This window comes from Kineosporia babensis, from assembly GCF_021129305.1.
Lineage (GTDB): Bacteria > Actinomycetota > Actinomycetes > Actinomycetales > Kineosporiaceae > Kineosporia > Kineosporia babensis.
The window spans coordinates 26,174-39,699 of the sequence record NZ_JAJOMB010000006.1; the positions used below are offsets into that span (position 1 = coordinate 26,174).

9 protein-coding genes are annotated in these 13,526 nt (G+C 69.0%); all 9 read left to right on the top strand.

What is annotated here, in order from left to right; all coding sequences use genetic code 11:
• Positions 1-7: 7 nt before the first annotated feature.
• The 9 genes from LR394_RS13015 (at position 8) to LR394_RS13055 (ending at position 13,522) form a co-directional block, all read left to right on the top strand.
• Positions 8-1,033, top strand: coding sequence for a LacI family DNA-binding transcriptional regulator (locus tag LR394_RS13015; protein ID WP_231441420.1), 1,026 nt, complete (start codon positions 8-10; stop codon positions 1,031-1,033).
• Between the two features lie 77 nt (positions 1,034-1,110).
• On the top strand, positions 1,111-4,092 hold the full coding sequence (locus tag LR394_RS13020; RefSeq protein WP_231441422.1) for an alpha-mannosidase: 2,982 nt from the start codon (positions 1,111-1,113) through the stop codon (positions 4,090-4,092).
• Complete coding sequence (locus LR394_RS13025; RefSeq protein WP_231441424.1) at positions 4,092-5,378, top strand: extracellular solute-binding protein; 1,287 nt, start codon at positions 4,092-4,094, stop codon at positions 5,376-5,378. Before LR394_RS13020 ends, LR394_RS13025 begins: the two co-directional genes overlap by 1 nt.
• On the top strand, positions 5,375-6,316 hold the full coding sequence (locus tag LR394_RS13030; protein WP_231441426.1) for a carbohydrate ABC transporter permease: 942 nt from the start codon (positions 5,375-5,377) through the stop codon (positions 6,314-6,316). The genes LR394_RS13025 and LR394_RS13030 overlap by 4 nt, the downstream gene beginning before the upstream one ends.
• The gene (locus LR394_RS13035) at positions 6,316-7,137 is read left to right on the top strand and encodes a carbohydrate ABC transporter permease (protein ID WP_231441428.1); all 822 of its coding nucleotides are present in this window, start codon (positions 6,316-6,318) and stop codon (positions 7,135-7,137) included. Before LR394_RS13030 ends, LR394_RS13035 begins: the two co-directional genes overlap by 1 nt.
• A 5-nt stretch (positions 7,138-7,142) precedes the next feature.
• Positions 7,143-8,384: a glycoside hydrolase 5 family protein gene (locus tag LR394_RS13040; protein WP_231441430.1), complete on the top strand. Its 1,242-nt coding sequence runs from the start codon at positions 7,143-7,145 to the stop codon at positions 8,382-8,384.
• Between the two features lie 32 nt (positions 8,385-8,416).
• Entirely contained in the window at positions 8,417-10,588 is a 2,172-nt protein-coding gene (locus LR394_RS13045; RefSeq protein ID WP_269329114.1) for a glycoside hydrolase family 3 N-terminal domain-containing protein, read from the top strand.
• Between the two features lie 141 nt (positions 10,589-10,729).
• Entirely contained in the window at positions 10,730-11,560 is an 831-nt protein-coding gene (locus LR394_RS13050; protein ID WP_231441434.1) for an SDR family NAD(P)-dependent oxidoreductase, read from the top strand.
• Between the two features lie 117 nt (positions 11,561-11,677).
• Positions 11,678-13,522, top strand: a complete 1,845-nt coding sequence (locus LR394_RS13055) for an FAD/NAD(P)-binding protein (RefSeq protein WP_231441436.1) — start codon at positions 11,678-11,680, stop codon at positions 13,520-13,522.
• The last annotated feature ends 4 nt before the right edge of the window (positions 13,523-13,526 follow it).

Below are 13,526 nucleotides of genomic sequence, written 5' to 3' on the forward strand. Positions count from 1 at the left end.
GTCCTTCATGCCGCCGCGACAGCACCGCCCGACGTTGAAGGACCTCGCCACCCGGCTGGGCATCTCCGAGACCGCGGCCTCGTTCGCGCTCAACGGCCGGCCCGGGGTGTCCGAGCAGACCCGTGAGCGGGTCCTGGCCTTGGCCGAGGAGCTGAACTGGGCCCCCAACCACGCGGCGCGCACGTTGTCCGGCATCACCTCGATGACGGTCGGCTTCGTGCTCACCCGTGACGTGCAGGAGTTCGGGATGGAGAGCTTTTACCTGCGGCTGCTGACCGGGGCCCAGTTCGTGCTCAGCAGCCGTGGGTACGCCCTGCTGTTCCAGATGACGCACTCGGTGGACGAGGAACTGGCCGTGCTGCGCCGCTGGAGCAAGGAGCGCCGGGTCGAGGGTGTGATCATCAGCGACCTGCGCCGGGCCGACCCTCGTCCGGCGTTCCTGAAGGAGTTGGGTCTGCCGGCCGTGCTGGCCGGTGGCCCTGACCCCAAACGGCTGCTCCCGGCCGTGACGGTGGACGACGGGGTGGCGATGCGGCTGCTGGTGGAGCACCTGCAGCAGACCGGCTGCCGCCGCCTGGCCTACGTCAGTGGCCCGGCCGAACTGTTGCACGTCCATCGGCGCATCGGTGCGTTCCGGAAGGCCGCGTCGGGGGTGCTGGCCGATCCCGGCGTGGTGCACACCGACTACAGCGAGGAACAAGGTCTGGCCGCGACCCGTCGGCTGATCGAGGCGGACGACCGGCCCGATGCTCTGGTGTTCGACAACGAGGTGCTGGCGGTGGCCGGGGTGCGGGCCTTGCGGGCGGCCGGGCTCCTCGCCGAGATCTCGGTGGCGAGCTGCGAGGACTCGGCGATCTGCGTGGCTCTGCAGCCCTCGCTCACCGCCGTGCGGCGCGACCCGACGGTGTTCGGCGAGGCGGTGGCCCGCAAGCTGCTGCGCCTCGTCGACTCCCCGGACGGCCCGGCGGCCCGGCCGGACATCGAGGCACAGCAGCCGACCATCGTGGTGCGCGAGAGCACCCCGCAGCGCTGAAGGTCCCGTTTTGGGCGGATCCATTGACGCGGCCTACTAAAGCGCTTTAGCGTTCGCTGCAGATCGGAGGTGGCCCAGTGCACCTGAATCCGTCCCACGTGGTCGACCGGCTGCAGCGGGTGGTGCGTGATCGCATCACTCCCCAGCTTCACCAACCTCTTTCCGACGTCACCGTGTCCGCCTGGCGGGTCGACGGCGACGGTGAGCCCGTGCCGGCCGCGCACGCGATCGGGCTCGACCCGGCCCGCTACGAACCGCTGACCCCGGGCGAGACCTGGGGCCCGGCCTGGGGCACCACCTGGCTGCGGGTCGAAGGCCGGGTCCCGGCCACCGACCGTCCGGTGGAACTCGTGCTCGACCTGGGCTGGTTCGACCACTCGGTGGGCGGGCACTGCGAAGGCTTGGTGTTCCGGCCCGACGGTGTGCCGGTGAAAGCCCTGCACCCGCGCAACGGCTGGGTGCGACTGACCGGCCCGGGGGCCGCGCCGGACGTGCTGGCCGACGACGGATCGTTCACTCTCTTCGTGGAGGCCGCGGCGAACCCGCTGCTGCTCGGCCTGCCGCCGTTCGTCGAGACCTCCCTGGGCGAGAAGCCCGGCCCCGGCGAACCCGAACCGTACTGTCTGGTCTCGGCCCAGCTGTGCGCCTTCGACGACGAGATCTTCGGCCTGATCAGCGATCTCGAGGCCACCGGCGACCTGCTGCCGCACCTGGACCAGGCCGAACCGCGCTACTGGCAGGTGCTGCGGGCGGTCGAGAAGGCCCTGGACGCGGTTGACGTGGCCCAGGCCCGGGCCGCGCTCGTCGAGGTCCTGGCCAAGCCCGCGCACGCCAGCGCGCACCGGATGACGGCGGTGGGCCATGCGCACATCGACTCGGCCTGGCTCTGGCCGCTGCGCGAGACCCGGCGCAAGGTGGCTCGCACGCTGAGCAACGTGCTCACGCTGATGGAGACCGACCACGACCTGGTCTACGCCATGTCCTCGGCCCAGCAGTACGCCTGGGTGCAGGAAGACCACCCGGAACTGTTCGAGCGGGTGCGGGCCCGGATCGCCGAGGGCCGGATCGTGCCGGTCGGCGGCATGTGGGTCGAGTCGGACGCGGTGATGCCCTCCGGGGAGTCGCTGGTGCGCCAGATCAGCCTCGGCAAGCGTTATTTCGAGGAGGCGTTCGGGCACGAGTCCCAGCTGGTCTGGCTGCCCGACAGCTTCGGCTACTCCGGCGCCTGGCCGCAGATCGCCCGCCGGGCCGGCTACCGCTGGTTCCTCACCCAGAAGATCTCCTGGAACGACACCACGACCTTCCCGCACCACACCTTCAGCTGGGAAGGCCTGGACGGCACCCGGATCCTGACCCACTTCCCGCCCGCCGACACGTACGCGGCCGAGGTCACGGCAGCCGAACTGAAGCACGCGGTCAGCAACTTCCGCGACAAGGCCATCTCGTCGCAGTCGCTGCTGCTGTTCGGCTACGGCGACGGCGGTGGCGGCCCCAACCGTCAGATGCTTGCCCGGGCCCATCGTTTCGCCGACCTTGAGGGCGCGGCGAGCGTGCAGCTGGGGACCCCGGAGACGTTCTTCAGCGAGGTCGAGGCCGAGCTCGGTGACGAGGCCCCGGTATGGTCGGGCGAGCTGTACCTGGAGCTGCACCGCGGCACGCTGACTTCGCAGATCGCGATGAAGCAGGGCAACCGCCGGGCCGAGGCACTGCTGCGCACGGTCGAGTACCTGGCGGCCGAACGGGCTGTGCGGCAGGGCGTTGCCTACCCTTACGAAGATCTGGAGCAGCTGTGGAAAACCGTTCTGCTGCATCAGTTCCATGACATTCTTCCGGGATCTTCGATCTCCTGGGTGCATCGCGAAGCTCGGGAAACGTACGCCGGGCTCGATGATTCGCTGAGGTCGCTGGTGGCGGGGGAGGGGCCCGCCGGGGAGGAAGCTGCCGGCCGGATCGTGAACTTCGCCGTGGTGCGCGACCAGCCCACGGTTGTGCCGGTGGGCAGTGAGCCAGGCCGTGGGGTCGTCCTGGACAATGGCTTGCTGCGGGTCTGTATCGCCCCCGACGGAACGGTTGCGGAGCTGACCGAGCTCACGACCGGCCGGAGCCTGCTCATTCCGGGGCAGAGTTTCGGCGCGCTGCAACTGTTCCGCGACCAGCCCGCCCGCTGGGATGCCTGGGATCTCGATCGCCACGTGATTCGCAATGCCGGTAACCGCACACCGATGGACGGGGCGGTCACCGTCGCGGTCGGCGAGCGTGATGTCGTGGTCACCCGGGTGCACGGGTCGTCCCGTTTCACCACCACGTACGCCATGCCCACCGGCGAGGCCCGCCTGGACATCACGGTGGACGTGGACTGGCAGGAGGACGAGCATCTGCTCAAGCTCTCACTGCCGGTGGCGGTGCGTTCCCTGAAGGCCCGGTTCGAGGCGCAGTACGGCGCCATCGAGCGGCCGACCCACGAGAACACCGCCGCCGACGAGGCGCAGTTCGAGGTCTGCTCGCATCGCTGGGTCCACGTCTCTGAGCCCGGTTTCGGCGTGGGCGTGGCCAACGATTCCACCTACGGCTGCGACGTGCGGCGGATCCAGGGTGGCACCGACATCCGTCCCACGCTGCTGCGAGCGCCGCGGTTCCCCGACCCGGACACCGATCATGGCCGTCACACCTTCCGTTTCGCCGTGGTGGCCGGTGACGAGACCCAGACCCGTTGCACTGCGGACGACCTCAACGCGCCCACCTTGGCGGCCGTGCCCGACGTCGAACCCCTGGTCTCGCTCGAGCTGAAGCACGGGGCCGCGGTGATCGACTGGATCAAGCTGGCCGACGATCGCAGCGGTGACGTCGTGGTTCGCCTTCACGAAACGCTCGGTGGCCGCGCGGGCGCGCACATCGTCCCCCATTTCGAGACCGACGCAACCGTCGAGACCGACCTGCTCGAACGTCCTTTTGTTGCTGAGAAAGATCTTCCGGCGGCTCTGCACGAGGGCCGGATCACGCTCGGCCCGTACCAGATCGCCACCCTCCGCCTCGTCCGACCATCTGCAAGGGAGCAATGATGTCCGGTAAACGTGTTCTTCTGGCTCTGCCCGCGGTTCTCGCCCTTTCGCTCAGCGCCTGCGGTGTCGCCGGCGGCTCGTCCGACGACTCCGACGCTCAGTCCACCGTGAGCGGTGAGGTGAAGGGCGAGATCAGTTTTCAGACCTGGAATCTCAAGGGCGGGTACGAGGAGTACTTCAACGGCCTGGTCAAGGACTTCGAGGAGGCCAACCCGGGCACCACGGTCAAGTGGATCGACCAGCCGGCGGAGGGTTACCAGGACAAGCTCTCGGCCGACGCGGCCGCCGGGGCCCTGCCCGACGTGGTGGATGTCGGCCCGGAAGCAGCGTTCACCCTGGCCAGTGCGGGCATGCTGCTCGACCTGTCCAAGACCGACGCCGAGGCCGAGGCCAACTACCTGCCGAAGGCCTGGGAAGCCAACCACTTCCCGTCCTTGGGCGGAACCTACGCCTACCCCTGGTATCTCAACACCGGCCCTTCGTTCTTCAACACAGCCGTGCTGGAGAAGTGCGGCGTGACAGGCGAATTGCCCACCAGCTACGACGCGCTCTTCACCGCCGGAATGACGATGGCCGAGAAGTGCAAGTCCGACGCCTCGATGGTCGGCCGGCTGCCCGCGATCGAGAACTTCGGCTCGTACGGCGTCCCGCTGATGGACGAGGCGGGCACCACCTTCACCTTCAACGACGCCAAGGGCGTGGAGCTGGTGAACCACTACAAGGAGCTGTTCGCGGCCGGTGGCCTGACCGAGGCCACGCTGAACGAGCTGCAGACCGGTGAGGTGGACGCGTTCAAGGCCGGGCAGGTGGGCTGGCTGCCGGGCAGCTCCTACACCCTGAAGGACCTGAAGGAGACCGCGCCGAAGATCGCCGAGACCACGGAGATCTCGCCGCAGATCACCAACGACCAGCCGAACATGTACATCGAGTCGCTGGCGGTCAGCGCGAAGTCCGAGAACACGGCCACCGCGGTCGCGTTCGCCAAGTTCGCCACCGACCGGGAGAACCAGCTGGCGTTCAGCCAGCAGGCGGCCATCTTCCCCTCGGCCGCGGGCGCTCTGGAGGACGAGTACTTCACCAAGGACGACGGCACCGACGAGACCGCGCTGCGGTTGGAGTCGGCCAAGGCCGTCTCGGAGGCGATCGTCTACTGGCCGGCCGCTTTCAGCTCCAAGAGCGTGGACTACCTGCGTGAGCAGATCGCGCTGGCGGTGCTCGGCAAGAAGGACGTGCAGGAGGCGCTGGACGAGTCGGTGGAGTACGCGAACGGGAACCTGCCCCAGTGAGCACCCCGACCCTGGTGAAGCCCGTGCCGCCCCCGACCCGTCAGGGCCGGGGCGGCGTGGGCCGCACCCACGACCGCTGGTGGGCGCCCTGGCTGTTCCTGGCCCCGGCGCTGGGGATCGTGGTCACGTTCATCCTGTTCCCGTTCGTGAACACGCTGGCCCTCTCGGTCACCGACGCCACCCTGCTCAAGCCCGGCCACTTCATCGGCGTGGACAACTTCGTGCGGCTGTGGGACGACGAGCGGTTCCGGACCGCGATGACCAACTCGCTGCTGTACGTGGTCTGCGTGGTGCCGGTGATGGTGGCCGCCCCGCTGGTGCTGGCCGCGCTGGTGAACGGCGGCGGCCGGCTGCTCGGTTTCTTCCGGACCGCGTACTACCTGCCGGTGATCATGTCCTCGGTGATCGTCGGCCTGATCTGGACCAACCTGCTGGACCAGCGCGGCCTGGTGAACGAGGTGCTGCGCTGGCTGAGCCTGGTGAACGAGCCGGTCGGCTTCCTCAGCGACCGCTGGCTGACCCTGTTCAGCGCCATGCTGGTGACGATCTGGAGCGGCCTGGGCTACTACATGGTGATCTACCTGGCCGCGATGGCGAACATCGACCAGGACCTGTACGACGCGGCCTCGGTGGACGGCGCCGGGCCGGTACGCCGGTTCCTGAACGTCACCGCGCCGGGGGTGCGCTCCACCTCCGCGCTGATCGGGCTGTTCTCCTCGGTGGCGGCGTTCCGGGTGTTCGGTGAGGTGTACGTGCTCACCGGCGGCACCGGGGGCCTGGGCGGGCAGAACGTCACCGTGACCATGCTGATCCAGCAGGAGGGCACCGGGCTGCAGGCTGAGACCGGCTACGCCGGCGCGATCAGCGTGGTGATGTTCGTGGTGCTCGGCGGCCTGCTGGCCGGGCAGCTCTGGTACCAGAACCGGGGTGAGCGGTGATGACCCGGGGCCAGAAGGCGCTTCGTTACGGTGTTCTGCTCGGCTTCTTCCTGCTGCTGGCCGGTCCGCTGCTGTGGCAGCTCTCGCTCTCGCTGAAGGGCGCCGGCGACGACCTGTACGCCCAGCCGCCGCAACTGGTTCCGTCCGACCCCACCCTGGGCAACTACAGCGACGTGCTGGACCGGGTGCCGGTCCTGCGCTACGTCGCCAACTCCGGACTGGTCGCCCTCATGGTGGTCGGCGGCAACGTGATCGGTGCGACCCTGGCCGGTTATGCCCTGGCCCGGATGAAGTTCCGGTTCCGCGGGCTGGTCACCGGCCTGTTCGTGGTGGCCCTGCTGGTGCCGATCGAGTCGATCATCATCGCCCAGTTCCTGCTGGTGCGCTCCAGCGGCCTGGCCGACACCCTGCTCGGCGTGGCCCTGCCCACCTGCGTGGCCGCGCTGAACGTCCTGCTGATGCGCAACGCCTTCCAGGCCATCCCGCCCGAGCTCGAAGAGGCGGCCCGGGTGGACGGCGCCGGGGTCTGGCGGCGCTTCTGGTACATCTGCGCCCCTCAGGTGCGCGGGGTGATGACCGTGGTGGCGATCTTCTCGTTCGTCGGCGCCTGGAACGACTTCCTCTGGCCGCTGATCGTGCTCTCCTCTGAGGAGAACTACACCCTCACCCTGGGCCTGAACCGCCTGCGGGGCACCTTCTTCTCCGACCCACGGCTGATCGCGGCGGGCACCATCATCGCGCTGGCGCCGATCATCGCCGTGTTCGCTCTTCTCCAGCGCTACTTCTTCCGCGGGCTGCAGGCCGGCGGGATTAAGGGTTGAAACTCGTGCAGAAACCTCCCCGCTTCGGCGTCAACTACGTGCCCTCCGGCGACTGGTTCTACTCGTGGCTCTCGCCGCGGTGGGACTCCATCCGCCGGGACCTGGACTCGATCGCCGCGCTCGGCATGGATCACGTGCGGGTGCTGCCGTTGTGGCCGGTGCTGCAGCCCAACCGGACGCTGATCCGGCCCGAGGCCCTGGCCGATGTCCGCCGGGTGGTCGAGTTGGCCGGGGAAGCCGGGTTGGATTCAAGCGTAGACGTTCTCCAGGGCCATCTTTCGAGCTTCGACTTCCTGCCGTCCTGGCTTTCGTCCTGGCACCGGCGCAACATGTTCACCGATCCGGACGTCGTCCAGGCCCAGGCCGATCTCGTGGCGGCGCTGCACGGGGCGATCGCCGATCTGCCGGGGTATCTGGGGCTGACCCTGGGCAACGAGGTGAACCAGTTCTCGTCCCGTCCGCACCCCACGCCAATGAGCGCAACCCCGGGTGAAGCGTCGGCCTGGCTGGAAAAGCTCTTGGCCGCAGCTCCTTCGGGGGAACGACTGCACGCTGCTTACGATGCTCTGTGGTATCAGGACGGGCACCCGTTCGAGCCGGAGCACGCCAGCCGCTACGGGGATGTCACCGCGATTCACTCCTGGATCTTCAACGGCACCGCGCAGTACTACGGGGCGATGTCCGGGCCGAGCGTGCGGCACGCCGAGTACCTGATGGAGCTCTCGCGGGCGTTCGCTGTGGATCGTTCGCGGCCGGTCTGGCTGCAGGAGATCGGCGCGCCGCTGAACGTACTCGAGGAAGCGGATGCGCCACGCTTCTGCCAGGAGGCGGTGCGGGCGGCGGCCTCGTGCGACGCCTTGTGGGGCGTGACCTGGTGGTGCTCGCACGACGTGGCACCCGGCCTGGCTGACTTCCCCGAACTGGAATACAGTCTCGGACTTTTCGATGCGGAAGGCGCGGTTAAGCCGATCGGCCGGGCCTTCGCCGAGGTGGCGGCCGAGGTCAAAGCCCAGAGTGCGCCGGCGAAACGAACCACCGCAGTCAAGATTCCGGACGGCTTCAGCCGGTCGATGCTGGCTCCGGGCGGAGTGGTGTTCACGGCTTGGATGGAGGCTGCGGAGCGGGGTGAGCGGCCGGCGCTGGTGCTGGACGGCGGTGAAACGTTCGAGCGATTGCTGCCACCGGCTTCGGTGAGTACCCCCGGCGTGTACAGCGCGGTGAGCGATACCGAGATGTTCGCGCAGTGATCGACGCGCGGGTCGCCGACCTGCTGAGCAGGATGACCCTGACCGAGAAGGTCGGCCAGCTCAATCAGCGGCTGTGCGGATGGCGGGCCTGGCGTCGGACCGGAAAGGGTTTCGCAGCAACCGAAGAACTGCTCGCCGAGGCCCGGCGATTCGGCGGTATCGGTGCGGTGTACGGGCTGCAGCGGGCCGATGCCTGGTCGGGCCAGGGCTGGGAGACCGGGGTACGGGCGGACGAGGCGGCTGAGCTCACGGCCACCATCCAGCAGACGATCGTGGCTGAGTCCCGGCTCGGCATTCCGGCGCTGTTCGTCGAAGAGGTACCGCACGGGCACCAGGCCCTGGACGGCACGGTGCTGCCCGTTGCCCTGGCCGTCGCCTCGACCTGGGATCCGGACCTGTACGAAGAGGCCTGCCGCGCCGTGGCGGCGGAGGTTCAGGCCCGTGGGGTGCATGTCGCCCTGGTCTCGACGCTGGACGTGCTCCGGGATCCGCGCTGGGGCCGGGCGGAGGAGACCTTCGGCGAAGACCCCTGGCTGGCCTCTGCCTTCACCACAGCAGCGGTGCGCGGCATGCAGCACAACGGCAAGGTCGCAGCGGTACTCAAACACGCTGCGGGACAGGGCGCCACGGTCGGCGGTCGCAACTGGGCAGCCACCGAGCTCGGCTGGCGGGAACTGGCCGAGATCCACCTACCGCCGGTCCGGGCTGCTGTCGAGGCCGGAGCCGCCGGGCTGATGGCGGCCTACAGCGAAGTCGAGGGCCTGCCGGTGGCCGCGAACCGGCGCCTGCTCACCGAGATCATCCGCCACCAGATGGGCTTTCCCGGCCTGGTGATGGCCGACGGCACCGCGCTGGACCGGCTGCTGCGGATGACCGGTGACCCGGTGGCAGCCGCCGCGCTGGCGTTGCGCTCGGGCGTGGACCTGAGCCTGTGGGACGAGGTGTATCCGCACCTGGGAGAGGCCATCGAGCGCGGTCTGGCCTCCGAGGAGGACCTGGATCAGGCTGTCGCTCGTGTGCTTTCACTGAAGTTCCGGCTGGGACTCTTCGACAGCCCTCGCGCAAGTTTAGGCACTGAGAACCTCCGGCGCGAAAGTGCCGCCCTTTCGGGCCGGATCGCGGCCTCAGCGATCACCCTGCTGCACGATCGAGAAGGCATTCTGCCCTTGCGAGCCCACCGCATCGCGGTTCTCGGCCCGCACGCCGACACCCTGGAGCATGCGCTCGGCGACTACACCGCACCCCAGCCCGCAGATCTCGGGCCCACCATCGCTCAGGCCCTGAACGCGATGAGTACGGTCCCGGGCAGTGACATTGCCACGGCCGACGGCTCCGGAATCCCCGAAGCGGTGGCCCTGGCCCGCGCCGCCGATGTCGCGGTGGTGTGCCTGGGCGGATCCAGCGCCCGGGACAGCACCACCACGTTCGACACCAACGGCGCCGCCCGCAGCGGCTCGAACACGTCGCAGATGACGGCTGGGGAAGGCGTTGACCTGGCCCGGCTGGAACTGGGCCGAGGGCAGCGCGCCCTGCTGAGCCAGGTCGCGGCCACGGGTACCCCGGTGGTAGCCGTTGTGGTGCAAGGCCGTCCACATGTGCTGGGCGAGGTCCTGGACCTGGCCGGGGCCTGCCTCAGCACCTTCTATCCCGGGCCGGCGCTGGGCGAGACGGTGGCGGACGTGCTGCTCGGCCGCCGCGAACCCACCGGCCGGCTGCCGGTTTCGCTCCCGCGCGAGGCGGCCTCGCTGCCGGTGCACTACAACCATCGCGATCACGACTGGGCCGGATACCTCGATGCCCCACCCGGGCCGTTGCTGCCGTTCGGGGCTGGTCTCGGCACCGGAGAGCTGATCCTTTCCGCGCCGCGTCTGTCCCATGATCACGTGAGGCTGGCCGATCTTCGGGCCGGGCGGACGATCACCTGCGACGTGTCGGTCCGTAACGACGGCTCGACAGCGAGTTCCACCGTGGTGCAGCTCTATCTGCGTCGGATCACGGCATCCATCTGGCCTCGCACCCGGGAACTGCGGGGGTTTCGGCGGGTCACCGTGCCGGCGGGCGGCGCCACCACGGTGGTCTTCCCGATCGGGGCGGCGGAACTGGCCGATGCCGAGCAGCACCTCGAGGCCGGTGCTGTCGAGTTGCAGACCGGCGTCTCCTCGGCGGACCTGACCTCGGTGCGGCTGCACATCCAGAGCGACTGAGCGGCTCGGAGGCCTTGCCGCACTAGCGGATTTGACGGTCGTCGCACAAGTCCGGTCGTTTTCGGCCCATAGGCCACAGCGTTAACATCTGCACCAACCGCCCTGGTATGGGCGGTTGGTGGCTAATGATGGGAAGAACGCGTGGGACGTCTGAACGAGAAAGTAGTCATCGTCACCGGAGCGGCGATGGCCGACGAAGCGGGTTACAACATCGGCGGGGCCACGGCGGCGGATGTGGTGGCCGAAGGCGGCCGGGTGGTGGTGACCGGCCGCAATGCCGAGGGTGGTGAGCGGCTGGCCGCGCACCTGAACGAGAAGTTCGGGGCGGGCTCGGCGGTGGCCAGGCCGGTCGACCTCATGTCCGAGGACCAGATCGCCGACCTGATCACGTTCACGGTCGGCACCTTCGGGGCGCTGGACGTGCTGATGAACATCGCGGCGCTGTTCCACCCTCAGGACGGCGACCTCGCCTCGATCAGCAGCCAGACCTGGGACACCGTGATGGGCGTCAATCTGCGCGGCACGATGCTGACCACGAAGTACGCGCTGCCGGAGCTGCTGAAGAGCCGGGGCGTCATCGTCAACACCTCCTCCACCCACGCGCTGGCCGGTGACACCAGCTTCACCGCCTACGGCGCCTCGAAGGCCGCGGTGCTGGCCCTGACCCAGTACACCGCCACGCAGTACGGCGCGGCCGGGGTGCGCTGCAACGTGGTGGTGCCGGGCGTGACCACCAGCCCCAAGGTGCAGCTCGCGCCCGAGCCGGTGCTGGACATCTACCGGCGCCACACGCCGGCCCCGACGCTGAACACGCCGGAAGAGGTGGCCAAGGTGTACACGTTCCTGGGCTCGTCCGACTCGGCCTCGATGAACGGGGCTCAGGTGCAGGTGGACGCGGGGATGTTCGCCCACCAGTCGTTCACCCCGGACACCGTCGCGCTGGGGAAGGCGACCACCGACACCCTGGGCTGAGACCGTGACGGCCTGGCGCCTCAACGGCGAAAGCGTCGGGCCGTACGCCTTGTTGACTTGTGCGGTGCGGATTGCGAGGCTGGACTCCCGCAGAAAGTCAGAACGAGGAGCTCGCCCGTGCCCGCCGAAACCTGGCCTTCCGAGCGGGTGATGATCGCCACACGGCACGTCGTGATCGTCGGGGCCGGCCCGCGCGCGATCTCGGTCCTGGACCGGCTGGCCATCCGGTTCGCGAGAGTCAGGGTCACGCTGATCGACCCGTACGGCCCGGGTGGCCGGATCTGGCGGCGGGACCAGCCGGCCGAGCTGCTGATGAACACCTTCGCGGGCGACTCGACCATCTTCGCTGACCCGTCCCACACCGAACTGGGCGGATTCGGGCCGGATCTGTGGTCCTGGGCGCAGGCCGCGCAGAACGCCCCCGGGCTCACCGAAGCCGAGCTCCAGGCCATGAAAACGCTGCAGAAACAGGACTACGCCCCGCGGTTCCTGTTCGGCACCTACTGCCACTACAGCTTCCAGGATCTGCTGAACCGGCTGCCCGAGGGTCTGCAGGCCGATCATCTCGCCGACACGGTCACGCAGATCACCGATCGCCCGGACGGCACCCAGCAGGTGCTCACCGCGAACGGCCGCAGCCTGGTGGCGGATGCCGTGGTGCTGGCCACCGGTCACACCGACACCGCGCTGAGCGCCCGCGATCAGCACCTCCACGCCCATGCCCAGGCCCAGGACGTCGTCTACGGCCCACCGGCCCTGCCCACCGAGACGCCGGTCGACGAAGTGCCGGCCGGTGCGGACGTGGTGCTGCGCGGAATGGCGCTGAACTTCTTCGATCTGGTCGCGATGCTCACCGAAGGACGGGGTGGGCACTTCGAACGCGTCGACGGCCAGGTGCGGTACGTCCCCAGCGGGCAGGAACCGGTGATCCACGCCGGATCCCGGCGCGGCATCCCCTCCTACTCCCGCATCGACACGTCCGGCCCGACGAGCGGGGTCTCGTTCCTGGACCAGGCCGTCATCGAACGGTTGCTGGCCCAGGCGCCGGATATCGATCTGCGCCGGGACGTCTGGCCGGCGGTGCTGCGCGAGGCCTCCTGGATCTACTACTGGCGGCTGCATCCGGACGCGGTCAACGAGGAGGACTTCCGCAAGCTCACTCCGCAGACGCCGGAGTGGGACGCGATGATCGCCCGGATCGAGCCCCGCCAGGCCGACCGCCTGGATCTGGATGCGATGGAAGCGCCGCTGCTGGGTAAGATTTTCGGCGATCAGCGCGAGCTCGACCACTGGATGATCGGCCACCTGGGCCGCGATCTGGCCAGTTCGGCGAACCCCGACGGCCCGCGCGCGGGCGTGGGGGAGTTCCTGCGCGTGGCCCGGGGCAAGGTGTATCCGCTGATGGCGGCCGGAGGCGTCTCGGGCACCTCCTACAGTCGGGACGCTCGCTGGTTCCACGCCCTGCTGCGCAACATCGGCAACGGCCCGCCGCGGGTCCGCACCGAGCAGCTGGCGGCTCTGGCTCGTGCCGGGGTGGTCCGTTTCCTCGGTGCAGACGTGGAGATCGGCACAGCGGAGGAAGGTTTCGTCGTCACCTCCAGCTCGCTGCCCGGGTACCGGCTGCACACCCGTTACGTCCTGGATGCTTTCGTCCCGTCCCCGGACCTGCGGGTGGCCGCGGACCCGCTGTGGCAGCAGTTGCGAGCCACCGGTGGTGCTCGCACCTACCAGCGTCCCGATCCGAACCAGACCTTCGTGCAGACCGGCGCGGTGGATGTCGAAGAGCCCACCAGCCGCATGGTTCTGGACTCCGGCCCGCACCCAGCCCGGTTCGTGCTGGGCGCCGCGACCGAAGGAGCCCGCTGGAACACCGCCATGGCGAGCAAAGCGGGGGTGCGGTCCCGTTTCGTCATCGAAGCCGACGAAATCGCCCGCTGCGTCCTGAACCAGGACAGAGCCTAAGCAA